This is a genomic window from uncultured Tateyamaria sp. (assembly GCF_947496075.1).
GTDB lineage: Bacteria > Pseudomonadota > Alphaproteobacteria > Rhodobacterales > Rhodobacteraceae > Tateyamaria.
The window spans coordinates 1291013-1316174 of sequence record NZ_CANMBJ010000002.1 but is presented as its reverse complement, the minus strand read 5'-3'; the positions used below and the strand labels follow the sequence as shown (position 1 = coordinate 1316174).

Genomic DNA, 25162 nt, shown 5'->3' with positions numbered 1-25162 from the left:
GCCCTAGAGCAAAATCAAGGGCCGCGGCCCCCCCCAGCGATTGCCAGACCGCCCGCAAAGGGTGGCGATTTTTTGGCCTCAGGCATTTCAAGTCGAACCTTTGCAGGCTTGGCAGAAGTGAAGCGCATTCAAATCCGGTCACATCGCCACCCCGCGGTCTGACGATCGCACGGCTATATCAACTGTCTGCTTTTCGGCTCACAACTGACCTCGGAACGTTTGGGATGAAAGTACAAAGTCCGGACAAAACTACCTTCGCTGTGTTTGCAATGATGCCCAGATTTCGGTGGCGCATTTTATGTGGGGCGGCGGCGGTAATAAGGGCCCTTGCTGCAGCTGCCTCCAACTCGCTTGGTAGGATCCGAGTCTATAGCTGGTCGCCCGACAGGTGGGGCAGCCAGCTTGTGCTTCTTGAAGGCGGTTCAGTTGATGTCCTGAACCTTTATGACCAGCTCGTTCCAGTTGCGCTGGTTTTCGATGTCGTGTTCCAGTGCCTGTTCGTCCGCTATGGTGAAGCGTTTAATCGCGGGGGTTTTGCTGGTCGCCTGGTAAAGCCAATAGGCCTCGGCCTTCAGTGCGTCATCGATGGGCTTATCAATGGATTCGTAGACCATCTGCTTGCAAGCGTTGATCGAGGCCGCCGGGAACTGCGCGATGCGATGCGCCAGCGCGTCGATATACGGCCCGATCTCATCTGGCTCCAACGCTTTGTTAATTGTGCCCATGCGCTCGGCGTCGTCTGCATCGTAATCCTGCGCACTCAGAATGATCTCAAGCGCGCGGCCAAGGCCTGTTTGCCGCGCCATGCGCGACGCGCCGCCACCGCAGGGCAGGATGCCCATTCCCACTTCCATCTGCATGAACTTGAACTTGCCACGCGCGGCAAAGCGCATATCAAGCGCGAGGGCCAGTTCGTGCCCGCCGCCACGCGCGAACCCTTCCAGCTTGGCGATGGTGGCCTGGGGGACTTTGCTGATGCGTTCGCAAACGGATTGAAGTTCCAGCAGATGCGCCTCGTCGCGCGAGACGGCTTCTGTTGACATGTCCTTTAGCAATTCCGTGTCATAGTGACAGACCCAGATCTCAGGATTGGCCGATTGAAAGACGACGACCTTTGTCTCGCGATCGCGTTCCAACCGCATCGCCAGGCTGTTGAGATCGGCCAACATTTCCTGACCTTGCACATTCACGGAACCGAAATCGAAGGTCACTGTGGCAATGGCGTTTTCGACTTCTACGTCGAAGGTTTGAAAGTTTTCATATTTCATGAGGCAGTCCTTTCTTGGGCCTCGGCATCAGAGACGCGAGGGGGTGGGTTAAACGGTTGGGGATTGGGGCGGCGCGTGCGCCGCGGTCCTAGCTTTGCTGGCCGAGGATGGTCCTGATCGTTGTCATAACATCCGCCGCATGCGCCGCATCGAGTGCTGCGGGATGCGGGTTGGCAAAGGCGCCGCTGTCATTGTCGAAGTATTTGCCCGACGCATCGGCAAACCGGGACCCAAGCGCGGCCTCTATCAGTATATCAGCGCCGATATTCATGTCCTTGCCGGCCACGCCAAAGCCCTCTTTAACCATCTTCGAGGCGAGCAATGACCCAGGATTCACTGCGATCATTGTAGGCCCTTCGGGCAACGTCCTCGCCCATTCACGGGTCCAGATCGTGATCGCCAATTTGCTTTGGGCATAGGCGCCCATTTCGTCCAGTTGGCGTTGACCCAGCATCGCTTCCCTGTCCACGGGCGCCTGTGCTGCCGACGACAGGTTCACAACGCGGCCATCCTGCGGAATGATCGGTAGCAAAAGCTCGGTCAGCATATAAGGCGCGTAGGTGTTGACCACAAAACGGATATCAAGCCCGCCGTTCAGCGTCGGGTTGGGCGCGCGCAAAACGCCCGCATTGTTGATCAGAACGTCCAGTTTTTCGTGCTTGGCGCGGATGTCACCGGCCAGTGCTTTAACTGCGGAAAAATTCGACAAGTCGGCAACAAAGCTTTCCACCGTGCCGCTGATACTGCCGGCGGCGGCATCAAGTTTTGCAGCGCTACGCCCGTGCAACAAAATACGGTGCCCATCGACCGCCATCTTCTGAGCAGTCAGCAGGCCAATTCCGTCTGTCGAGCCTGTGATGAGGATTGTTTTGGTCATACATTTTGTCCTTTAATGAAAGTCGGGCAGCAAATCGTCCGCCAACTGCTTCAAAGTGGTGTCAATTGGGGCTTGATTGAATCGCAGGTTCAGAGCGATGTGGTTCACGCCCAGGGCTTCGATGTCGCGCAGATAACTGCGTAGGAAATTGGTGCCAGATTGGAACCCCAGGTGGATTGGCCGTGGCTGTGCATCTGGCGTTTTCAGCAAATCAACGTAAAGCGATTGCATCACCGGTTTGTTTGGCTGCCCCATCGTGACCAACCGCTGCCGGTAGTCGGCAACCACCCGGTTCTGGGAGGCAACATCGCGCGGATAGGTCATCCACCCGTCGCCATTTTGCGCCGCCCAATCCGATGTTTGCTGGCTGCCCCCTGTTATGAGCAGTGGCAGACGGCTTCCGACCGGTTTGGGCAGCAGGTCAATGTCGCCCAGCAAACGCCCCTGATCGCTTTGATGGCGCGGATAGGGCTCTGCCGCCGCGCGGATGTAGCCAAAGCTGTCGCGAAACCGCGCGCCGCGATCCGGGTAGCTGTGGTTCAGCGCCGGGTATTCCTCGGGCCGGTCACCCGATGCCACCCCCAGCAGTACCCGGCCATCTGACAGAACATCCGCCGTCGCTGCGGCCTTGGCCACATGGGCCGGATGGCGCAGCGGCAGGATGATGCTGGCGGTGCCAAGCGCGATACGCTGCGTCGCTGTGGCCAATGCACCCAAATACACAAACGGGTCGAAAATCTGCCCTGCATCCCCGAAGTCTGGAACGTTAAAGGGTACGTCGCGCAGCCATAGGGCGGAAAACCCCAACTCTTCGGCCAGTTGTGCTGTTTCGATATGGTCCCGCATCGTCGGTTCATGGCCAACGGCATACGCCTCCAGTGGCAGTACCAAGCCAATGCTCAGGCGGCCTGGCTGGAACGCAGTATTATAGCCTGCGTTGATGCGCGGGAAGCTCGCGTTTTTGTGGTCGTCGAACATGACGGTTGCTTTCTCAGTAGCGCACCAAGGTGCGGCTTTCGATGCTTTTGCGGATGCTGGTTAGGCTTGGGTCCTCGACCATGTCCAGCGCACTGTGCCCGATGGATGGCAGGCCGCGATTGTCGTAAATGTTAAAAAACGCAACCTCGTCCGGCGTCATCACCGATTGATAAATCCATTCATGATCCGGATTGCCCACAAGCCCCATGATCTGGCCCTTGCGATCCGGGTAAATCAGATCCAGCAAAATCCAGTCTGTCGGATCAACACTTGACGGACGCACGAAGCCAAGAGGCGCGCTGTTGATTGGCTGCTCTACAGGCCGCCAAACATTGATGAAGGCGTAATGCCCATCCTCCCATGTCGCCGCCTTTTCCGGACCTAGCAGATCGATCAGACGTTTTTTTGCGCCGTCTTCGCTGTAGTCGCTGTGCACGTTGCGCGCTGGTTTGCGTGTTGCATCCGGGTCATCCACGCGCACGGTATGGTCAAAGATCATGACCTCGCGTGCGTTCAGCTTGTTGTTCAAAAGCTGCGTCAGTTCGCGGTCGTAGGTGTCTTTCCAGTGGTCGCCGCAAAAATCCTGCACCGCACTGGGGTAGGTTATGAATTCCACGGCATCAGCCGCGAACGCCACCGGACGCTTTGCTGTCCGAGTGTCCGACAAGGTCACCTGTGTCACCACCAACTCGGGCGAGATCAGATTGCCGACGATGCCACCTGCATCCAGCTCGAACGCTTGGCGTTCGTCCTTGTGAACGTGGTAATTAACTGTGGCCGTGCGTGTCATCTGTATCGTCTCCTCAGGGGTGTCAGCCTTGCGATGAAACCAAATATGATTGCTATCAATTTATAAATAAACAGCATATTCTGGTATTTATAATTCGGGATTTGCATATAATGGGTTTCAATACAGACGGATTGCGGTTGTTCGTTCTGGCCGCAGAAATGCTGAACATCAGCGCCGCCGGTCGCCGCCTTGGCATGGCCCCAGCCGTGTCCAGCGCGAAACTGGCAAAGCTGGAACACGCCCTTGGGGCCGAGCTTCTGCACCGTACGACGCGTAAGGTTTCGCTTTCCATTGAAGGGGTGGATTTCCTGCCCTTCGCGCGTGAGATGATCGCCCAGGAAGAGGCCGCACTGGCTGCCCTCGGCAAAGGCACCGCCAATGTCAGCGGCACCCTGCGGTTCGCCGCACCAAGCACGTTCGCACAGCTTTACATCGCGCCCATCCTGCCAAAGTTCCTGGACCAGCATCCCGATCTTACGCTGGATTTGCACCTGTCCGATGTGCAGTTCGACCTGATCGAAGGCAGCTATGATCTGGCCCTGCGCAACGCACCTCTGCTCGATACCAGTCTTAAAGGCCGCAAACTGGCTGATGACCAGCGCATTCTCTGCGCTGCCCCTTCCTATCTGGCCGTGCATGGCACGCCGAAATCCCCGGATGAACTAGCCAATCACAAGCAAATCGCGTTCAGGCATCTGCGTCCCCGTCTGCTCAGGGCTGCAGATGGAGAGACCGGCGAGTTTAGTCCGGGCGCTGCAAAAAGCCAGCTGATCATCGATGATGGGCTCAGCCAGAAACACGCGACCTTGGCGGGTGCAGGTATTTCCCTAAACTCTCTCTGGAGCGTGCATGAAGAGATCGCCTCAGGACAGCTCAGGCGCGTTTTGCCGGACTACGAAGGCGACGACGGTAACGCGCTGTGGCTCATCTATCCCAAGTCCAACGTGCTTTCCCCCAAGGTCCGTGTGTTTATGGATTTCCTGATCGCCGAGATCGGTAAAACCCCGCCATGGGAAGGCTAAGCTAGGGCTTAACTTACTGCTAAAGCGGTTATTGATGCGCTCCGTGGCATTGGTAAATTGGGCTCACTGTAGACCTCGAGGCAGACGCAGCATCCAACGCCGTATCCAGGGATCGATCATTGAGCTGCCGTTCGATAATCGTGGACAACGCTGCGCTGCGGCCTGTCGAAGGAGACATTCGCTGCGGTGGCAAAACCGACAGCTGGATGAACTAGCGGCATGCGGGTCAAACGTCGCTTCGCCGCAGTCGGGCTCTTAGCCAAGATGCAAGAAATGCGCGGTTCAAGCTCTAGCCGTGCATTCCAATGTTGGTACTGACGGAATACTTGTGGCCACACACCTTCTGATTGCCAGGGTATCGGAAAGCTAAGCGTATTCGGCGATTAAATTCAGTGCTTAATGATGTACGCAACCGGCACATTCCTGTGCCTCCTTTCCGCGCCTCACCGCCGCCTGTGAGGCGGAGCAGCACCTGCGCGATTTTTTGAGATCGGTTTCACCACAACAGGCAATTCTGTCTCGATCCAGTCGATCGACATGGTAGAGGCGTTTGTATGTCACGTCGAAAGCATTGGATGAACGGCGCAAATGCTGAAACGGTTTCGGTATCGCCACGGTGCTGCCTAACCCGATACCTTTTTAACTGATTAATTTGGTTGGGGGCGTCCTTAACACATCTTTTCCATCACCAATTCGTCGCGCAAGGCAGCAAACCGTGTTTCAAGGTGGTCGAGCATTGCAATCCGCGCAGCGTCTGCATGGCCGGCTGCAATTGCTTCCACAATTGCGGTGTGTTCGCTGTGGGTGACCTGCAAAGACGTCTCGGTCCGGCCCTTGGCCCGAATACGGACCCAAGAAGGGTTGGATCTGATTTTGTCCAACATCGAATATGCAGTCAGAAGAGGACGGTTGCGGGCGCATTGTGCGATCAAGCGATGCAAGGACCCGTCCCAAAGCTCCATGGCCTGAGCATCGGTCGCCTCCCATTGTCGCTGAGCCAACATGCGTAAACGCGTCACTTCTTCCGGAAGCACACGTTGAGCGCACAAAGCAGCCAACTCGGGCTCAATACAAAGGCGTGCCTCCATGACTTCCAGCGCATTGGTCTCGCCCGTGACCTTTGCGGCTAGATCGCCCATCGGGTCCATCGGCTGTCCCGCAAAGGTGCCCTTGCCCTGCTTGCGCCAGACAAGACCTTCGGCTTCCAGCGCATCCAGTGCCTGCCGAATAAAGCGCCGTCCGACCCCGAAACGGTCCGCCAATTCGCGCTCGGTGGGCAGCTTTCCTTCGGATCCAAGATCCTCGGATTTGATCAATTCGAGCAGACGCGCGCGCACCTGTTGCTGCGGACCTTTGGGCGGCATGACGTTCATTTCAGTTCCAGTCTCTCCAAACGATCAAAATGTGCTTTAGAGGGTGCCCCCTATATTATTCAAGCTCAACCGCATGTGACCGGCTTGGACGGCCAGCGGCTTTTCGTTCCGCTTCGGCGCGCGCAATATCTGCATCGATCCCTTCGCGGGTCGGAAAGCCTGAAAATCGTTCGGCCGTGGGCATACCTTTGGCGAAGTGAACGTATCGTTCCTGAGCAACGTCACACAGGCGCGCCAGTTCACCCAACGGATCGGCATGATCATCCGCGCGCAGGTCAAGCCAAGGGTGGGCTTGCCCACGATGGATAACAAGACCTGCAGCCTGTCGGCCACGCTTGTCCCCACCGGTCGCTTCTCCGGCCTGCATCGCAGTGATCAAACGCTCTGCAAAGGGAAGGCCGACGCCCTTGCTATAAGCGTCGGATGTGGCATCAAGCACTTCCCCGCCAGCCAGCATATTGCCCGCAACCGAATGATCGTTGCGCATCAGATGACCAGCCCAATCAACGCAGTCTGATCCTGTGTGTGCCGCAAAATGGCCGTTGATGTCCATCATATGCGCCTGCCGGATCGCGTGTCCTTCGTCGCGCGCGACCAGATCAGTCAGGACAACCTCGGCAGTCTCGCCGGCCATCATCCGCGCGCGTCCTTCGGTTCCCCAAACGGGATTGCAAAACGCTTGGCTTGCGACCGCGACCTTGTCCGAGACAAAGGGCACCACGGCGCCGCAGGCAAAGAACTTGCTGGCGACAATCAGACCGATGCTTCCATCAGTGTCTTTGGCAATCAGGGAAAACGTCATCGGCCCACCGCATAGGCTTGCATCAATCGAGGGGTGGCGGCCGCACGCAGTGTGCCATCCGGCTGGCGCAGCGCCGCCGTGAGGCGCCCCACCGTCCATGGCTCTGCCACGGTCACCTTGTGCCCGCGCGTGCGCAGATCATCAATCACGTCATCGCCAACATTGCGTTCGATCATCATTTCACCTGTCTTGACCTCTCTGGGAAAGAACGAGCCTTGGAAGTGCATGGAATGGAAAAGCGGCTGGTCCATGCACTCTTGCAAGCCCATGCCGAAGTGCACAAATCGCAGGAACCAGATCAGCTGCCACTGGTCTTGCTGGTCACCACCGGGCGTGCCGAACACCAGTTGGACGCCATCCTTCTCGGCGTAACTAGGGGTGAGCGTCGTCCTTGGGCGGCTCTTGGGCACGAGCGAGGTCGGCAGGCCCTTTTCCAGCCAATACATCTGCGCCCGCGAGTTTAGTGGGAAGCCGAGCCCCGGCACAACCGGGTTACTTTGCAGCCAGCCTCCCGACGGCGTGGCGGCCACCATGTTGCCCCAACGGTCAATGATATCCAGATGCACCGTATCGCCGCGTTTTTCGGTGAGATGCGACATCGTAGGTTCTTGTGAAGCCACGCTGCCGACCTTGAAATCGCGCTGTGCGCGTTCGATGTAGGCATCCGCTTGCGCCTCGAACCCCGGCACCCGTCCGGGACGTTGCGCGAGTGAGGCATCGGCCCCGATCAGCTCGCGGCGCTCGGCGTTGTATGCTTCGCTCAGCAGCACATCCATCGGGATTTCGCTGAAATCTGGGTCGCCGTAATAGGCCTCCCGGTCTGCATAGGCGAGCTTCATCGCCTCAATCACCGTGTGCACGAATTCCGCCCCGTTCGGGTCCATGGCACCAAGGTCAACCCCTTTGAGGATCGCCAGCGCCTGCAAAAGCACTGGACCCTGAGACCAGGCGTGGGTCTTGTACACAGTCCAGCCATGGTAGTCGTAGCTCAGAGGCGCCTCATATGTCGCCCGCCAGTCAGCCATGTCCGAAGGGGCCAGAACGGCGCTGTGCTTGGTCTCTGACACGTCCATGACGTGCGCATCCTTGAGATAGTCGAAAATCGCCTTGGCGACGAAGCCCTCGCGCCATTCGTGCCGGGCTGCGTCGATCTGAACCTCTCGTGTGTCACCCACGGCCGAGGCCAAGCGATCATAGGTTGCCGCCAGATCGGGGTTTTTGAACAGCTCGTTCGGTTCTGGCGCGCGGCCACCGGGCGTCCAGACTGCAGCGGAAGTGGGCCATTCCTCCTCGAAGAACGCGTGCAGCCCCGCAATCGTGTTGGCAACGCGCGGCAAGACGGGATGCCCATTGCGGGCATAATCGATGGCCGGCTGCATGACTTCGCGCAGGGTCATCGTGCCGTGATCACGCAGCATCAGCATCCAGCCGTCAAAGGCACCGGGCACGACCGTCGCCAAAAGTCCTGAACCGGGGATCAGGGTCAGACCCTGCTGTATGTAGTGCTCAATCGTTGCATCTTCGGGTGCTACGCCTTGAGCGCAGAGCACTTCGACCTTGCCGGTTTCGGCGGAGTAAAAGATCGCGGGCATGTCCCCGGCAGGGCCATTCAGATGGGGCTCGACCACTTGAAGCGTCAGCGCGGTTGCCACAGCTGCGTCAAAGGCGTTGCCGCCTTTCTCAAGGATGCTCATCCCCACCGCCGACGCGATCCAATGCGTCGAAGTTGCGACGCCAAAGGTGCCTCTGATCTCGGGGCGGGTTGTGAAATTGGACATGAAGCCTCCAGTTAGTGTTCGCGCGGGTCAAGCGCATCGCGCAGGCCGTCACCCAAAAGATTGAACCCCAGCACCACGAAGAAGATCGACAGGCCCGGCCACATGGCCATCCAGGGGGCTTGATTGAGGAAGTTCTTGGCGGTGTTCAACATGGACCCCCAGCTGGGTGCAGGGGGTTGTTGACCTAGGCCCAGAAACGACAGGGACGCCTCGGCGATGATGGCCGTGGCAATTGTCAGCGTCGCTTGCACCAGAATGGGCGGCAGGACGTTGGGAAAGATGTAGCGCGAGAGGATCTTGGGCGTTGGCAGACCGATTGCGCGTGCGCTTTCGACATAATCCTCTTCCTTGATGCTGAGGACCTGCCCGCGCGTGAGCCGGATGAAAATCGGTGTGGCCGAGATCCCGATGGCAATCATGGCATTGGTCAGGGACGGCCCCATAAACGCGGCCAGTGCGATCGCGAGGATTAGGAACGGCACAGCCAGAAGCGCCTCGGTGCAGCGCGAAATGACGGCGTCGGTCCAGCCGCCGAAATACCCCGCAACGATGCCCAGGGGCACGCCAAAGAGAACGGCGATCCCAACCGAGACAACGCCCGCTGCCAGGGAGGCTTGCGCGCCCCAGATCAATCGGGCCATGACATCGCGGCCGATTTCGTCAGTGCCCATCCAATTCTCCCCGCTTGGCGCTTTGCGCACCGCGCCCCAATCCGTCGCGGCAGGATCGGGGATCGGTAGTATCGGGGCTGCCAGCGCAATAGCGATGAAGAACACGACCAGCGCACCGCCGACCATCGCGCTCTTGTGGCTGCGAAATTTTTTCCACACGCGGTTCTCGGGGCGGGCCTCTAGCAGGGGATCATTGGGCGCTGGCGCTTGGGTCGCGGTCTGGGTCATATCACTGCTCCCTCAAGCGCGGGTTGAGGACGAAATACATGACGTCCGCAAACAGATTCATGAAGATGAACCCCACAGCGGTGACAAGCACGATGCCCTGCACAACGGCATAGTCGCGGTTGAATACCGCATCGACGACCAGCTTGCCAAAGCCCGGAATGGTAAATATCTGCTCGGTGAGAACGGCCCCCGCCACCAGTTCCCCAAACAAAAGCGCGGTTAGTGTCACGATGGGCGTGAGCGCGTTGCGCAGGGCATGTTTGAGGATGACGACGCGTTCGGCCAACCCTTTGGCGCGCGCCGTGCGCACGTAGTCTGCACTGAGCACACCGATCATCGAGGATCGGGTGTGCCGCATCAAGGTCGCGGCAAGCGCCGTGCCGAGCACAAAGGACGGCATCAGCATCGTGCGGATCGATTGCCAGAGATCCTCTGACGGCGGCACGTAGCCGGAGGCGGGCAACAACTGCCATTTCACCGACACCAGCAGGATCAGCATGATCCCCAGCCAGAAATTCGGAATAGACAGCCCCGATAGGGCAACCACATTAGCAACGTAGTCCGTCGCAGTGCCCTTTTTGACCGCGGATAGGATGCCCGCTGGAATGCCGATCACAAGGGCAAAGACCATCGACATCAGAGCCAGTTGAATGGTCACGGGCAGCTTTTGTGCCATCAGCTCGGTGACGGGCTGATTGGTTCGCAGCGACACACCCAGATCCCCCTGAAGGGCGTTGCCCACCCAGGCTAGATATTGCACCGGGATCGGATCGTTGAGGCGGTATTTTTCGCGCAACGCCTCCAGCACGGCCGGATCACGCTCTTCTCCGGCCAGCACCAGAAGAGGATCGCCCGGCAACAGATGTTGCAGTCCAAAGACCATGATCGAGATGATCACAATCGTCGGAATGGCAATCAGGATGCGTCGCAGCAGGAACGCCAGCATGTCAAAACCTCAGCAGCAAAGAACCCGCAGGGGCAGCGCGGACAGGTCATGATCACTCTTCCCAGGTCACGTTCTCGAGGCGGATCATGCCGTCGGGATAGGGTGTGAAGCCCTTCATGTTGCTGTTGTACGCCCAGATCCAGTTGACGTGGTACAGGAACACCCGGTTCAGATCGTCCAGCAGAATGGTCATGGCTTCATCGTAAAGCGCTTTGCGCTCTTCGGTGCTGCCAGCCACGCGGGCGGCGTCCATCAGTTCGTCCATCTTCGGATCGGAGTACTTGGAGTCGTTGATCCCGCCATTGGTGGTCACGAACGGGTGGTTGTTCCCGTCCGGGTCAACACGACCTGACCAGCCGATCTGGCTTGCGGTATAGTCGCCGGCGGATTGGTCAGCCAGCAGCGTCGCGAACTCTTTGGAGGTCAGTTTGATGTCGATCCCGGCCTCAGCAGCCATGGCTTGAACCACCTGCATGACTGCAAGCGGCTCGGTGGAATTGGGCACCTGAACTTCCAGCTCCAGACCATCGGCAAAGCCCGCTTCTGCCAGGAGTGCCTTCGCTTTTTCGATATCGCGGGCTTCTAACGGCAAGGACTGATTGTACCAGGGTGAAGTCGATGGGAACGGTTGGTTGCCAGGTGCAAATGCACCCTCGAAGACCACTTGGTTCAGCGCCTCGCGGTCAATCGCGTAGCTTAGCGCCTGGCGCAGACGCTTGTCGTTACCCCATGGGTTGTCGCCGCGGGGCCCGTTGTTGATGTTGAAGGTGATCGCCTGATAGCCGAGTGATACCGCGCTATCGACGATGATGTCGGGATCGTCGTTGGCTTGTGTCAGGTCCGTCGCGTTCAAGCGCTCCAGCATGTCGATGTCGCCCGATTGTAGGTTCGCAAGACGCACCGTGGTGTCGGGGATCGGCAGGAAGGTGATGCTGTCAAAGTGGATCGCCTCAGCGTTCCAATAATCGGCGAACTTGGTCAGAACGATCTTGTCCTGCGCCACGCGCTCCGTGAAGCTAAACGCGCCCGAGCAGACAGGGTTCAACCCGAAATCCGTCCCAGCCGCGGCCGACGCCGTGGGTGAGACCATCATACCTGCGCGGTCGGCCAGTTGCGCCATAAGCGTTGCGTCGGGTCCGGCGAGATTGAACACAATTTCATAGTCGCCCGTGACTTCGGTCGAGGTGATCGAGGCCAGCTCGGATTTGCGTCGCGACTCGTCCATTGTCTGCGACCGTTCGATATTGGCGGCCACCGCTTCGGCGTTGAACGGCGTACCATCATGGAACACCACGCCCTCACGCAGCTGCATCGTGATTGCTGTGCCATCCTCCGACGTGCTCCAGGAGGTGGCCAACTGCGGGATGATTTCGAGGTCGGGTGTGATGTCCACCAGCTTGTCGCACAGCGAGGCGTAGACTATCCGCCCCACAAATGTGCGCGATTGGTCGGGGTCCAGCACGTCTGCGTCCGATTGCAACGCGATCCGCAGATCCTTGGCAAGCGCCGGGCTGGCAGTGAGCGCGGTTGCGCCAACCAATGCAGTGATAATGGCCTTTTTCATCTGTGACATCTTCAAATCCTCTCTGTTCATGGCTGATCCTGTTTTGCATTGTGCGTGACGGCGCCGCCTTCTGTCGCCGCGCGGTAAAGCGCGAAACGTGCCTCGGCAGTCTTGGATTTCTGTGTTGCGGTTGATGGGCGGTGCCGCCGTTGCAACGTGTCTGCGAAATGGCAGGCTACCTGATGGGATGCGTCCTGTACGGCACTCAGATGCGGTTTTTGCGTTTTGCAAAGCGCCTGCGCGTGTGGGCAGCGTGTGTGGAACCGGCAGCCCGGCGGCGGATCCGATGGGCTGGGCATTTCGCCGTGAACCGTCGCACTATGATCCGTCACTGGCCCGTCCATCGACGGGATTGCGGCCAAAAGCGCCTGTGTGTAGGGGTGTTTGGGCTCCGAAAAGACATCCTCGGTCGTGCCAATCTCGACAATCCGGCCCAGATACATAACGGCCACGCGGTCGCTCATGTGCCGGATCACGCCCAAATCATGTGCGATGATCACAAGGGTCAGCCCAAGGTCGCGGGACAGATCGCCCAAAAGATTGATCACTTGCGCCTGCACCGAAACGTCCAGCGCCGAAACCGGCTCATCCCCGATGATGAGCTTCGGCCCTGAGGCCAGCGCGCGCGCGATGCCGATCCGTTGACGCTGGCCGCCACTGAATTCGTGAGGATACCTGTCTGCGTGTTCGGCGCGCAATCCAACTTGGCGCAGCAGCTCGGCCACCTTGGCGCGACGGTCCTGTGCGGACAGCGCGGGCGCATGAATTTCTAGAGGCTCCGCCACAAGCTTGGCGACCGTCATCCGCGGATTCAGAGAGGAGAAGGGATCCTGAAAAATGAACTGCATGTCGCAGCGCAGCGTCTTCAGCTCTTCGCCCTGGATCGTACTGACCTGTCGTCCGTCGAACAGCACATCGCCGGAGGTTGGTGTCAAAAGCCGCATCAGCAGGCGTGCGAGCGTCGATTTTCCACAGCCGCTCTCGCCCACAATCGCGAAGGTCTCTCCGCGCCGCACTTCAAGTGAGACACCGTCGACCGCCTGCACAACCGGCGTTTGAGATAACCAGCCAGAACCCATTCCAAAATGCTTCACGACATCGATGGCCTCGAGGATGACGTTTTGGTTCAACGGGTCACCTCAATGTGTTCTTCAAGAGGCGCGAAGTGGCATGCGACGTGGTGCTGCGGGGCAATCTCCGAGAGCGTGGGTCGCTGCGCACATGTCGCCGCTGCGAAGGCGCACCGGGTTCGGAAACGGCAACCTTTAGGCATATTCGCAATCGTCGGAACCGTGCCCGGAACAATCGCCAATCGCTCGCCCGGACGGTCCAGCCCGGGCATCGCGCTCATCAGACCAATCGTGTAGGGATGCTGCGGGTTGTCAAAAACCTCTCTCACGGGCCCTTGCTCAACCACCTGACCGCCGTACATGACCGTTATTCGATCGGCGATCTCTGCAACAACACCAAGATCATGGGTGATCATGATGGTGCTCATCCTGGTCGCATCGCGCAGGTCCCTGATCAGGTCGAGGATTTGCGCCTGTATCGTCACATCAAGCGCAGTTGTCGGCTCATCCGCGATAAGAACCTGAGGGTCGTTGGCCAGAGCCATCGCGATCATGACCCGTTGACGCATACCGCCGGACAATTGGTGTGGATACTCGAATAGCCTCTGAGAAGGGTTGGCAATGCCGACGCGTTGCAGCATGTCTTCCGCACGGGCACGCGCTTCGGGGCGCGTGGCGCCACTGTGTTGAATGATCGCCTCGCATATCTGATCCCCGATGCGAAAGGCTGGGTTCAGGGATGTCATGGGTTCCTGAAAAATCATCGCGATGCGACTGCCACGCATGACGCGCGGCAAGGTATCGCGCGTGAGATCGAAGATGTCTTCTCCAACCCTCAGATTTCCCGATGAAATTATCGAGGATTCTTGCGGAAGTAATCCCATTAGAGCCATCGCAGTGACGCTCTTGCCGCAGCCAGACTCGCCGACAATGCAAAGCACTTCACCCGATTTGGCCTCTAGGGATACGTGATCCACGACGTCATTTGATTGTCCGCGGAAGCGCAAGGCCAAGCTGGTCAACTCCATGGCACAACCATTAGGTGGCTCATGCAATCCGGTCTGACAATCTTGCTTAACTTGTGACACTGCTTGGTTCCGTGACAAAGAACGTATGAAAATACGAACCAATTTAAGATTGGTATCGGTCCTTAAACGTGTCAAACTGTCAATACCAAACCGGCTGGGTCAGCCCGTTGAGCCGCTAAGGGCAACATTCAGTGCATATGGATCAGGCAAAAGGCGCTGCAGACGATCGGGAGGCCGTTCTGCTCTTGGATTGAACGCAGCAGCGGGGGGCCGCAGTAGGCCTGTACTCGTGTTTGCGACCGAAATGGTTCGCTATGTTGCGCAATTGCGCCTGGAGTGTCTCAATTCGAGAGTACCACGCCTTGCGAACCGAACCGACGCCAGTTGATCATGCATAAGCGCCAGACGAATACGTCAGTTCGTAGCTGTGCTGTACAGTTCGTGCCTATCCACATGTTTCCGGGCCACAGAACTGTGCTTTTTCAAATAGCGTTTCCAGGCCTGGTGGGCGCCTGATGCGGGGCCTGGTGTGATTGCATTACTTTCTGTGATGGATGACGATCAAAGCTCGCTCGGTTGTGGTGAACCATTTGGCATTCAGAACTTCCCGGCGAAGTGTCCCATTGAACCGCTCATTGCATCCATTCTCCCAAGGTGATGCAGGATAGATGCGGATAGACTTGATGCCAACCCGCCGGAGCCAGCCCTGCATTGTTCCAGCGGCGAACTCAGGCCTGTTGTTTGATTGGACGTACTCTCGCGAACCTTGCTTCAGCAGTAACGGATAGAACGCTTCGAGAACGTTGTCAGCTCTGAACCCATCTCCGGCATTGATGTTTCTCGCTACGCGCGCAGCGTGAATATCGCCGCATGTACTCAATGCATAGCGCTGCTTGGCAGCGTAAAGAGCGGCCATCGGAGCAAGGCGCGCACCTAAGGTGCGCGCTCCGATATCAAGCGACGGCATTCGCCACCGTTTTTGACACGCCTTTGTAGTGGCGCTCTACAGCCTTACCAAGCGAGACAAGGTAGCCGTTAGTCGTCACGAGCGTCTTGTCGATATTCTTCCAGCCTGAGGCATCGGTGCTCGCCGCCCCTGTCGCGATCTTGGCCGCATCCACAGCCGTTTCGAAGGCGTTGATCCATTTATCCAGATTCTTCAGGCCTTTGTCATTCATCAAGTCGTCGAGTGTCTTTTTCGTATCTTTGTGAAATGTCTTGTAGTTGGGTAGTTTTGTGACACGATCCTTGACCATCGTGATCAGCGTGCCGACCTCAGTCTCGATCTTGCTCACATCTTGGGCCACCTCTTTCGGCAGCTTCTTTGCAAGCGACTCCGCCTTCTCCAGCAGCTTGTTCAAACGTTTGCTCAGCGTGTGCGCCTTCTGCTCATATTCGACCATCCGGCCCTCGTAGAACCTAAGCTCTTTCTGCATTTGCTTGCCCGTTTTGCCGCAATAGCCCGTGATGCTCGCGGCGAATGACTTCAGCACATCTGCCTTCTTGCCCTTGCCGCCCGCCATCTTGTCTGACAGTGCGTTCACGCCGGTTTCGATCCGCTCCTGTACCTTTTCCAGCTTTCGGAAGATGAGATACAGTTCATTGGCCGTTGAGACCGCATCCTTGAGCGTACCCTGTACAGCAAAGACGATTCCAACCGGCCCCGCTGTGACGACTTTGATCGCATTGATGGCAACGCCTACACCACGCAGGGCGAAGTCGACCCTGACCTTTATCCTGAACTTCTTGTAAGCGGTCTTTAACTTGACGTAATCGTCCCAACCCTTTTTTGAGGCCGCATCCATCTTGGATACATAAGTATTCGACACTGTGTTCAGCTGCTTTTCCAGAGCGGCAGGAAGAGCCTTCAGAGTTTTGACGGCCAGAATGTCACCTCTATCCGTGATGGCCTGGCGCTTTGCCGCGACAACCTTGTCGTATTCCTGAGTGATCTTCGACATCTCAGCAATCATCTTGTTGAACAAGAGCTCACAAGGATTTCGTATCTTTTCAATCAAAAGCGGGTCAGCCTTAATCTCTTTGAAGACCTTGTCGGGAAACGTCGCCGTATAGTCAAAAGAGATTTTCGGCGCATTCAGCAGTTGCGTTTTTTTGTGCTTTTGAATGACCTTCCAAATGTCGGGGTGACTAATGATGCTCCAAGTTGCCATCGATCCTATCCTTTGCCATTGAAATTGCGCGTTCCGTCCTGACAACACGGGCGCAGGCGCACTTATTCATTTCACCGCAAAGAAATCGGATGCAGATGCTCTTAGGCTTTAGGATCGACGCTACCAAAAATACCAGAATCGGGAGTCTTGGAAATTCAAAAGACAAAGTAACTGATTTTCCTTTTCTTGAGCCAGATGAAGCCAATACTGCCGAAGGCGTAATGGATGGCGTGGCAGTCAGGAAACGGTGACAGCGTCACACAAAAGGGTCGGATGGACCGGCCATTCACCGGATATCTGATGCGCCGTGAGGGTTTATTCTGCTGACATGCTTGAAGTCTTCAGCCGATTGATCAGGTTCAACTACTGCGGTTCAATAGTGAATCACGCACTTCTGTGTTGGATCTGGGAACACTGTGAGCAGTAAAAGAACTCACATGCCATCAAGATAGGACACAAGCAGATCGGGCAAGTCACTGAATGCCGCGAATGCGACGTCATGTGGAATCAAGGAGATCGGCTGTTTTCGATATCCCTCGCTGAACAGAAAAAATGGGATCGAAGCGCGCCTGGCGGTCTCTGCATCGATCTCGCTGTCACCAACATAGATCAAAGGGCCATCGCCAAGCTCTTCGTAGACAGCAAGAAGAGCCGCTGGATCAGGCTTGCGGCCCAGTGGATTGTCTCCTCCTGACACGGCCTCAAAAAAGTCGGCCAACCTCAGATGCTGCAGAACAGCCATTGCGGGGCGATAGAGCTTGTTGGTGCAAACACCCAGGCGGTAGTCGCGAGACAGGCTGGTCAGAGCTTCCAGAACACCTGGATAGGTGACAGTCAGGCCGACGGCGTCATCGTAACGTGCGACCACGTCACTCAACAATTCATCCTGCAAGCTGTCGGGCAACCCACCTGCGGCGCGCATCTTTTCGACAAAGACGGTAACCCCTTCGCCAATGAAGTCATGTGTCTGCGCAAGCGAGATCGGATCCGCACCAAAACGCGCCAAAGCCGCGTTGGCGATACCGCGAATATCTGGTGCACTGTCGATCAACGTGCCGTCGAGATCAAAGACGATACGGGCGCTCATGGTCGGCATACCACGTAGTCCGGCACAATCCCAGAGCGCGCGATAGCGTGCGGGACATCGTGGCCCGCAAAGAAACCGTAGTCGGAGATCAGGGCCGAGGCGATGCCTGCCGTCTGCGCCCCGAGGATATCTGTGTGCAGGCTATCATAGACCATCAGGGCGCGCGCTCGGTCGACGGGTCCAATCCGTTTGAACGCCAAATCGAAGATGTTGGTAAAAGGCTTGCCGAAGAATTTCGGGACGACCTTGGTTCGATCGGCCAGACGGTGAGCAAAATGGCCGGGTTCGGTGGAAAACCCTTTCTCTCTCGGGGCCACGATATCCGGGTTGCCCACCACGACCGGACGCATGCGCTTTGCGAGCGCGTCTTCGAGAAGGGCCTGCCGAGCGTCGGTCCAGGCCGCCGAGCCGATCAGCAAGAACCCGTCGACCGTGTCATATAGTGCGGGGTTTTCCTCAAGGTAGGTGAGACTGAGCCCTTCAAAGTCTTGCAACCCGATGCTGCGCGTGGCCATCAGCCCCCAATGCATGCCACGCTCCCCGTTCATTTCGGCAAGCAGCGTCGCGCGGCTGGTGATGACGTCCTCCGGCGCGAAATCATAGTCGAGGCGGGTGTATTTCTTAATTAACGTGGCATGGGGAGACCCCGCGGCGTTCGAGACCACAAGCACACGTTTGCCCACAGCCTTCAGGTCCATGATCCTTTGGGACGTGCCGGAAATGGCCGTCTCACCGATATTGAGCACGCCAAAAGCGTCGAGGAAGAACACGTCGAAGTCATCCGCGACATCGGCAAGTGTCTCCACCGTCTTGTAGGTCCTGCTATCGGTGGAAATCGGTGACAGCCGATACCGGGCAGCCTCATAGGCATGAAACGCCTCTTCTACCGACATCGCGGTCAAATTATGGCTCCGCGGACTTTGGCCGACACCCATTCGCTGATGACAACAGCGGCGAGAATGACGATCAGGATCAGGCTGACTTGCGGCCAGGCCAACACGTTTAGCGAGGCCGAAAGCTGCAAACCGATGCCGCCCGCCCCAACCAGCCCCAGCACGGTGGATTCGCGGATGTTGATGTCCCAGCGGAACACGGCGATTCCGGCAAACGCAGGCAGGATCTGGGGCACGATCCCGTAGGCCATGACCTGCCAGCGGCTGGCACCCGTAGCTGTAATCGCCTCGACCTGGGTGTGATCGATTTCCTCAATCGCCTCGTAGAGCAGCTTTGCACAGAACCCGATGGAGCGGATCGCAATTGCAATCACACCTGCAAAGACGCCGGGGCCAATGATTGCGATCAGCAAGAGCGCCCAGATGAGCGAATTGATGGAGCGTGTGGACACAATGATCAGCAGCGCGATGGGCCGGATAATGAGCGCCGAAGGCGTCGTGTTGCGCGCGGCCAGAAAGGCCACTGGGACGGCAAGGCAGAGCGCAATCATCGTGCCGAGGGTCGCGATGTTCAGCGTATCCCAGATTGGACGGCCAAGCTGCGTAATATATTCCCATCGCGGCGGTGTCGCACGTGTCCAGATATCGTTTGCGATGCGCGGGGCGTCCCAGACAAAGAACCAAGTCGTCGAGGCAGAAATGATCTGCCAGCAATAGACAAAGACAGCCACGCCCAGGAGCCAGCCAAACCAGCGGATCAGGCTTTCGCCCGTCGTCCGCCGACGCCAGACCCGCGCATCCTCGCGTTCCAGAACCGGCATTACTGAACCCTCGCCCTGATGATGCCTGACAGATACTCAAGCGCCATGACAATCACGATGATCATGATCAGAATGGCAGCTGCAGTGTCATACTCGTAGCGGTCAAAGGCGGTATTGAGCGTGGCCCCGATGCCGCCCGCGCCCACGAGACCCAGGATCGCGCTTTCGCGGAAATTGATGTCGATCCGGTACATCGAAAGACCCACAAGGCGCGGCATGACCTGCGGCTGAACCCCGTAGTTGATCCACTGCGTCCAGCGCGCGCCGGAGGCTTTTATGGCCTCCGCCTGCACTTTGTCCATGGCCTCGATGTCTTCGGCCAAAAGCTTGGAAAGGAAACCAATGGTGGCGAAAGACAAGGTCAGAAAGCCCGCGAGTGGGCCAAAGCCAAAGATCGCTACCAGCAGGATTGCCACGATAATTTCTTGAAGCGCACGACTGATGGCGACGATGCCCCGGCAGACCACGTAAACCGGAAGAGGGGCGATGTTGCGCGCCGCACCAAGGCCGATTGGGATCGAAATCAGGATGCCAACAACCGAGGCAGCAACCGTCATGACGATGCTCTCCAGCAGCCCCTCCCAGATGTCAGTCCAGCGCGAGGTGAAATCCGGGCTGGTGAAGGCGAGCACGAATTGCCAGCCTCGGTCGAGGCCGTCGTAGACGCGGCCCCAGTCGACCTCGATCGTCGACACAGCAGCAATCAGATAGACAATAAAACCGATGATCAGCGTCCAGCGCAACCAGGCGCGTTTGACGAATGGCGGCTTTTTCCAGCCTCGTCCCAGCATCTGGTCGAGGGTTATGTCGCTCATTCTGCCGCCTCGATCTCGTCATCCTCGACCTTCTCAATGGTCGCTTCCCAGTCTTCCTCGCCATAAATCTCAGTCAGCTTGTCGGGGGTCAGCCCGTTCGGGCCACCGTCATAAACGATCTCGCCCAAGCGCAGGCCAACGACGCGGGGCACAAACATCTGGGCAAGAGCCACGTCGTGGATGTTGATAATGGCGGCAAGGCCACGTTCCCGGCACAGTTCGGTGATCAGGCGCATAATCTGGCGGCTGGTCTTAGGATCGAGCGATGCGGTGGGTTCATCCACCAGGAGAAGCTTCGGGTTTTGAATGAGGGCCCGGCAGATACCGACACGCTGACGCTGACCGCCAGAGAGCTCGTCTGCGCGCTTGTCCGCCATATTCAGCAGACCAACACGGTCCAGCAGGCGAAACGCCTCGTCGACGTCCGATTGTGGATAACGACGAAGGAAGCTACGCCAGAACCCGACATAACCCAGTCGACCCGACAACACGTTTTCCATCACTGTCAGGCGTTCAACGAGGGCGTATTCCTGAAAGATCATACCCATCTCGCGGCGCGCCTTGCGCAGTGCGCCCGCACCGAGTTTGGTCAAGTCCACATCCTCTAGCAGGACCGCACCGCTTGACGGTTCTACCAAGCGGTTGACGCAGCGGATCATCGTGGACTTGCCTGCCCCGGAGGGACCGATCAACGCCAGAACCTGGCCTTTGGGGACGTCGAGATCAATCGCCTTCAACGCCTGGTCGCCCGTTTTATATGTTTTGGTAAGCTTTTGAAGGCGCAGCATGAATTGCCCCAGATAAGGGTGGTTGGCGGGCCGGTATGGCCCGCCATATCAAGTATGGATCACTCGCAGGCGTAGGAAACGCCGTTGGCCGTATCGATCTTGCGGATGACTTCCCAGAATTCCTGATAGGTCATTTCCAGGAACTGGCCCTCGTTCGATTTCTCGAACTCGGCCTGCAGCGTGGTGCCTTCCCACTCGAAGTTGAAGAAAGCATTGCGGATCTTGTCCTGCAATTCCGGCTTCAGGTTATAGACCGTGCCAAAGCCCGTGGTGGGGAAGGTTTGCGATTTGTAGATTGTGACCACGTCGTCTTCGCTGATCACGTCGCGGCTGATCATGCGGGACTTTACCGAGTTCGCGATCGAAGCCGCCATGTAGTCCTTGTTGGCCACACCGAGGATCGAGTTGTCGTGTTTACCCGAGAAGACGGGCTCGAAGTCCCGCTCGGGCAACATGTCGAAATCACCCTTCAGGATCGCTGACGGGGCCTTGAAGCCTGAGTTCGAGGTGGGCGATGTAAATGCAAGCTGCTTGCCCTTGATATCCTCGACCGCCTCGATACCGGAATCAGGATAGGTGATGATCTCCATCTCATAGCCGAAATTGCCGTCCTTGGAGGCCATGATGGTGAAGGGACGGAAGCCCGCACAGTTCACAGCCAGCGGGTTGGAGCCGGTGTTGAAACCTGCAATGTGCAGACGGCCCGAACGCATCGCCTCTATCTGAGCTGCGTTATTCTGGACAGGGAAGAACACGACGTCCTTGCCGGTTTCCGCCTCAAGATGTCCGAGGAAATCTGACCAGGCCGTTTTGTAAACCGCGGGATCTTCAACCGGTGTATAGGCAAAGATCAATGTGTCGGGATCCAGTTGGTCCGCCGCATCGGTGGGGATGTCTGCGATCAGGTCGCCATCCGCGTCGCAAAAGCGCGCGTCCAGATCACCACGTGGGCAGTCCTGCGCAGATGCCGTACCGCCCAGTGACATGAGCGCAATGGCAGATGCGCCGAGCAGTAGTTTGATATCCAGTTTCATATTGTCCTCCCTAGGATGCGGCACTTTCGGCCGCGTTTGATTTTTGTGTTTCGTCCGCGGCATTAATTTCCACCCCCGCGGCGACCAGGGCGCCGAGAAGCGCGCCGGTTGGTTTTGTATTGACCACAATAGACTGAAGTTCTGACAGGTCACCTACTTGCGCCAATCCTTTGCGCCCAAATTTCTCGGAATCAATCAAAAGATGCCGTGATGCTGCACGCTGCAGCATCATGCGCTTGACCGCCGCAAATCCCCGCACCGTCTCGGACAGCCCTTCTTCGGAAAAACCCGACGAGCCGATCATGCAGCGATCCACATTGAACCGGCCTAGAAATTCCAACGTCTCCGTTCCGATGACAGCCGATTCCGCTGCCAAGTAATCGCCCGGGCATAGCAGGACCTGTGCCGCGCCATGGCCAAGGGTCATAGCTACCGGAATGGAGTTTGTGATCACCGTGCACGGCGTTCCTCTATATGCCAATGCGCGCGCCATCTCGATAGTGGTCGAGCCGGAATCGATCATCAACGTTTCGCCGTCCCGCACCAGTTCGGCTGCACGCCGGCCTATGTTCTCGCGCTCATCAATGCGCGCATTGGCGCGTTCATCGAGACCGGGATAGTGCCCTTGAGCTGGTGCGGAGGCGCCGCCATGTGCTCGCGCTATGAGGCCATCATCAGACAACGCGTCTAAATCACGGCGAACAGTCTCGGTTGAAACGTTGAAGCGTCCAGCAAGTTCGTTGATCCGCACATGCGGGCGCAACTTGAGTTCGAGGAGGATTTGCCGTCGTCGCTCGGTTTTTTTAAACCGGGCCTTTTCCTTACGCTTGTCCTTTGGTTCCGGCATATAGCGACAAATCCCCTGCCCTTCCAAAATGTGACCTTTCCGTCGCCGGTGCAATTAATTTGTTGCTTAGGCCACAAATTAATGCAACGTTTTTGAAAAGATTGGCAAAAACCCGGAACTCAGTATGCGAATGCAGCACTTACGGGACATCCCAAAAACAAAGCGCCCATGATTTTTTTGGCCGCCCAACTCGCGGCGGCGGTCGCCTTGCTTCTTTGGTCCATAAACGTGATCCGAACCGGTGTTGAACGGGCCTTCATGCCAGAGTTAAAACGGTGGCTACGCGCCCTTTCCGGCAGCCCTATCTCAGCTGCATCGGGTGGCATTGTGTCCGCGATGGTGGTGCAAAGCGCTACCGCCGTTGCCTTGATCGGGGCCGGGTTCGCCGTCTCCGGTATGTTGGCAGTCCCTGCCGCATTGGCTCTGATCCTTGGGGCCGATCTGGGCTCTGCACTTATGGCGCAGGTGTTGTTCCTGCCCGTGCAGGCTGCCGTTCCATTCGCTTTGCTGGCCGGCATCCTAACGTTTTTTAGGGCACGTCAGCGCAAGACCAAACAGGTTGGACGCATTCTGATCGGCTTTGCGCTTGTACTGATGTCACTGCAAATGATCCGTATGGCAACAACTCCAATCGGCGAAAGCGAGATCGTGCAATCGATCGCTGCGTATCTTCATGGTGATCTGGTTAGTGCCTTTGTAATAGCGGCTATCCTGGCATGGGTGATGCATTCCAGCCTTGCCGCAGTTTTGACCTTTGCCTCCTTTGCTGCGACTGGCCTTGTATCACCCGCTGTTGCGATGGCGCTGGTGATCGGCGCAAACCTAGGCGGTGCGGTCATCCCCCTTGTCTTGCTGTCAGGTGCCGAGCGGCCTGCGCGCATCGTGGCTATCGGCAATCTTGCTGCGCGAGGTGGAGTGACGCTCGCGTTCCTTGCAGCGCTGGTTCTTGGCGCGTTCCAGCCAGCCATTGGACTCGTTCCCGCCGGCCAATTAGCTATTTTGACTCATATTCTCCTGAACTTTGTCATGCTTTTGGTCGCGCTTCCTTGCGTCAGTATGCTGATCCGCTTGGGCGAGGCTCTGGTGCCTTCGCGATCCGACACCACCACGGACACGGTCAGCGCGCTAGACACCACTACGCTGGATCACGCGCCTTTGGCGTTGGCCTGTGCGCAACGCGAATTGCTGAGCATGGCCGAAACTGTTCAAACGATCCTTGTCCCAGTGATGAAACAGTTTCGAAGCTGGAACCCTGACATGGCGCGGCAAATCGACCTTTGCGAAGACAAGATTGACCAGATGCACTTCGAGACCAAAATCTACATCTCGCACCTACGAGAACGTGATCTCACCGAGGCGGATCAGAAAAAAACACTCGAAATCGTCGCAACGGCAAACAGCCTTGAGGAAGCAGGCGATCGTATCGCCGTCAATCTGGCTGCATTGGCACGAAATATGCACGATAGCGCCCTGTCTTTTTCGGATGAAGGCCTGCAAGATCTTGAGCATTTCCACGATCAAGTTGTCACCAACGGTCAACTTGCGCTTCAGGTGCTTACCACCGGCGATGCTGAAGCGGCCCGGCAGTTGGTTGCTGAAAAGGATCGTATCCGTGTCGAGGAACTAAGGTTGCAAGAACGACATTTGAAGCGCCTGCAACTTGGCAAAACGGCGAGCATCGAGACTACGAACATCCATCAAGACGTGTTGCGCCTTTTGAAACAGGTAAACGCCGCTCTCAGCTACGTCGCCTATCCGATTGCCGAGGAAACAGGCGACCTTCTGGGCAGCCGGTTGGCACACCGCAGGCGCGTTGGAGGTCTGGCATGAGCGCAACGCATCATGAAGCCGAACAGATCACGGCCCTGCCTTTGCGATGGGACAGGAAAAACAGATTGCGTGTCCTGATGGTCACCTCCCGCGACCGGGGGCGCTGGATCATGCCCAAGGGCTGGACAATGGATGGCAAAAAGCCGTGGCAGGCCGCCAAGATCGAAGCCCTAGAGGAAGCTGGCGCTGTCGGCTTTGTATCGGATCAGCCGATTGGCAACTATCACTACATGAAAGGACTTGCGAAAGGACAATCCGTTCTCTGCCGGGTGACGGTCTATCCGATGATCGTTGATAAGTTGAAACGTCGCTGGAAAGAACGCGAGGAACGCAAGAGACACTGGTTTTCGCTCAAGGAGGCTGCAAAGCTGGTCGAAGAAAAAGAATTGATGACAATGCTACAGGATCTGGCTCAGACCCCGGATATCCTGACAGCACTGGAAGACCTACGCCCGGCCGCATGAGCCGGGATTAATTAAAG

At 57.5% G+C, this 25162-nt stretch carries 24 protein-coding genes; 3 read left to right on the top strand and 21 right to left on the bottom strand.

Going from position 1 to position 25162, the window contains the following annotated elements; all coding sequences use genetic code 11:
* Nucleotides 1-422 precede the first annotated feature (422 nt).
* From Q1A51_RS10565 to Q1A51_RS10550, 4 genes are all read right to left on the bottom strand, one after another.
* The gene (locus Q1A51_RS10565; protein ID WP_299596345.1) at nt 423-1268 is read right to left on the bottom strand and encodes an enoyl-CoA hydratase/isomerase family protein; all 846 of its coding nucleotides are present in this window, start codon (nt 1266-1268) and stop codon (nt 423-425) included.
* Nucleotides 1269-1356: 88 nt separating this feature from the next.
* Nucleotides 1357-2145: an SDR family NAD(P)-dependent oxidoreductase gene (locus Q1A51_RS10560; protein WP_299596347.1), complete on the bottom strand. Its 789-nt coding sequence runs from the start codon at nt 2143-2145 to the stop codon at nt 1357-1359.
* A gap of 12 nt (nt 2146-2157) precedes the next feature.
* Nucleotides 2158-3123 carry an LLM class oxidoreductase gene (locus Q1A51_RS10555; protein ID WP_299596349.1) on the bottom strand — a complete coding sequence of 322 codons (966 nt, stop codon included), beginning with the start codon at nt 3121-3123 and terminating at the stop codon, nt 2158-2160.
* Between the two features lie 13 nt (nt 3124-3136).
* Nucleotides 3137-3913, bottom strand: a complete 777-nt coding sequence (locus Q1A51_RS10550; RefSeq protein ID WP_299596352.1) for a CmcJ/NvfI family oxidoreductase — start codon at nt 3911-3913, stop codon at nt 3137-3139.
* Nucleotides 3914-4023: 110 nt separating this feature from the next.
* Between Q1A51_RS10550 and Q1A51_RS10545 the strand changes: the two genes are divergently transcribed.
* Complete coding sequence (locus Q1A51_RS10545; RefSeq protein ID WP_299596355.1) at nt 4024-4935, top strand: LysR family transcriptional regulator; 912 nt, start codon at nt 4024-4026, stop codon at nt 4933-4935.
* Between the two features lie 668 nt (nt 4936-5603).
* Here Q1A51_RS10545 and Q1A51_RS10540 read toward each other — a convergent pair.
* From Q1A51_RS10540 to Q1A51_RS10460, 17 genes are all read right to left on the bottom strand, one after another.
* Nucleotides 5604-6308 (bottom strand): GntR family transcriptional regulator, encoded by a 705-nt coding sequence (locus Q1A51_RS10540; RefSeq protein WP_299596357.1) that lies wholly within the window; start codon nt 6306-6308, stop codon nt 5604-5606.
* 55 nt (nt 6309-6363) lie between these two features.
* Complete coding sequence (locus tag Q1A51_RS10535) at nt 6364-7110, bottom strand: DUF1028 domain-containing protein (protein WP_299596359.1); 747 nt, start codon at nt 7108-7110, stop codon at nt 6364-6366.
* A complete protein-coding gene (locus tag Q1A51_RS10530) occupies nt 7107-8888 on the bottom strand; it encodes a gamma-glutamyltransferase family protein (RefSeq protein WP_299596361.1) in 1782 nt (593 codons plus the stop codon). Before Q1A51_RS10530 ends, Q1A51_RS10535 begins: the two co-directional genes overlap by 4 nt.
* Before the next feature lie 11 nt (nt 8889-8899).
* Nucleotides 8900-9787, bottom strand: a complete 888-nt coding sequence (locus Q1A51_RS10525; protein WP_299596363.1) for an ABC transporter permease — start codon at nt 9785-9787, stop codon at nt 8900-8902.
* Between the two features lies 1 nt (nt 9788).
* Complete coding sequence (locus Q1A51_RS10520; RefSeq protein ID WP_299596365.1) at nt 9789-10733, bottom strand: ABC transporter permease; 945 nt, start codon at nt 10731-10733, stop codon at nt 9789-9791.
* A gap of 52 nt (nt 10734-10785) precedes the next feature.
* Entirely contained in the window at nt 10786-12306 is a 1521-nt protein-coding gene (locus Q1A51_RS10515) for an ABC transporter substrate-binding protein (protein WP_299596367.1), read from the bottom strand.
* A gap of 17 nt (nt 12307-12323) precedes the next feature.
* On the bottom strand, nt 12324-13427 hold the full coding sequence (locus Q1A51_RS10510; RefSeq protein ID WP_299596369.1) for a dipeptide ABC transporter ATP-binding protein: 1104 nt from the start codon (nt 13425-13427) through the stop codon (nt 12324-12326).
* Complete coding sequence (locus tag Q1A51_RS10505) at nt 13424-14395, bottom strand: ABC transporter ATP-binding protein (protein ID WP_299596372.1); 972 nt, start codon at nt 14393-14395, stop codon at nt 13424-13426. Before Q1A51_RS10505 ends, Q1A51_RS10510 begins: the two co-directional genes overlap by 4 nt.
* 538 nt (nt 14396-14933) lie before the next feature.
* Nucleotides 14934-15362 (bottom strand): integrase core domain-containing protein, encoded by a 429-nt coding sequence (locus tag Q1A51_RS10500; protein WP_299596375.1) that lies wholly within the window; start codon nt 15360-15362, stop codon nt 14934-14936.
* Nucleotides 15349-16566: a hypothetical protein gene (locus tag Q1A51_RS10495; RefSeq protein WP_299596378.1), complete on the bottom strand. Its 1218-nt coding sequence runs from the start codon at nt 16564-16566 to the stop codon at nt 15349-15351. Before Q1A51_RS10495 ends, Q1A51_RS10500 begins: the two co-directional genes overlap by 14 nt.
* A 433-nt stretch (nt 16567-16999) precedes the next feature.
* Nucleotides 17000-17653, bottom strand: coding sequence for an HAD-IA family hydrolase (locus tag Q1A51_RS10490; protein ID WP_299596381.1), 654 nt, complete (start codon nt 17651-17653; stop codon nt 17000-17002).
* Nucleotides 17650-18546: an HAD hydrolase-like protein gene (locus Q1A51_RS10485; RefSeq protein WP_366869858.1), complete on the bottom strand. Its 897-nt coding sequence runs from the start codon at nt 18544-18546 to the stop codon at nt 17650-17652. Before Q1A51_RS10485 ends, Q1A51_RS10490 begins: the two co-directional genes overlap by 4 nt.
* 5 nt (nt 18547-18551) lie before the next feature.
* Nucleotides 18552-19367, bottom strand: a complete 816-nt coding sequence (gene phnE / locus Q1A51_RS10480) for a phosphonate ABC transporter, permease protein PhnE (RefSeq protein ID WP_299196832.1) — start codon at nt 19365-19367, stop codon at nt 18552-18554.
* Nucleotides 19367-20182 (bottom strand): phosphonate ABC transporter, permease protein PhnE, encoded by an 816-nt coding sequence (phnE, locus tag Q1A51_RS10475; protein ID WP_299596385.1) that lies wholly within the window; start codon nt 20180-20182, stop codon nt 19367-19369. Before phnE (Q1A51_RS10475) ends, phnE (Q1A51_RS10480) begins: the two co-directional genes overlap by 1 nt.
* Nucleotides 20179-20970 carry a phosphonate ABC transporter ATP-binding protein gene (phnC, locus tag Q1A51_RS10470; RefSeq protein WP_299596387.1) on the bottom strand — a complete coding sequence of 264 codons (792 nt, stop codon included), beginning with the start codon at nt 20968-20970 and terminating at the stop codon, nt 20179-20181. The genes phnE (Q1A51_RS10475) and phnC overlap by 4 nt, the downstream gene beginning before the upstream one ends.
* A 59-nt stretch (nt 20971-21029) precedes the next feature.
* Nucleotides 21030-22004: a phosphate/phosphite/phosphonate ABC transporter substrate-binding protein gene (gene phnD / locus Q1A51_RS10465; RefSeq protein ID WP_299596389.1), complete on the bottom strand. Its 975-nt coding sequence runs from the start codon at nt 22002-22004 to the stop codon at nt 21030-21032.
* Nucleotides 22005-22014: 10 nt separating this feature from the next.
* On the bottom strand, nt 22015-22851 hold the full coding sequence (locus Q1A51_RS10460; RefSeq protein ID WP_299596391.1) for a DeoR/GlpR family DNA-binding transcription regulator: 837 nt from the start codon (nt 22849-22851) through the stop codon (nt 22015-22017).
* 168 nt (nt 22852-23019) lie between these two features.
* On the opposite strand from Q1A51_RS10460, the gene Q1A51_RS10455 reads away from it, so the two are divergent.
* A complete protein-coding gene (locus Q1A51_RS10455) occupies nt 23020-24681 on the top strand; it encodes a Na/Pi cotransporter family protein (RefSeq protein WP_299596393.1) in 1662 nt (553 codons plus the stop codon).
* Complete coding sequence (locus Q1A51_RS10450) at nt 24678-25145, top strand: NUDIX hydrolase (RefSeq protein ID WP_299596397.1); 468 nt, start codon at nt 24678-24680, stop codon at nt 25143-25145. The genes Q1A51_RS10455 and Q1A51_RS10450 overlap by 4 nt, the downstream gene beginning before the upstream one ends.
* The last annotated feature ends 17 nt before the right edge of the window (nt 25146-25162 follow it).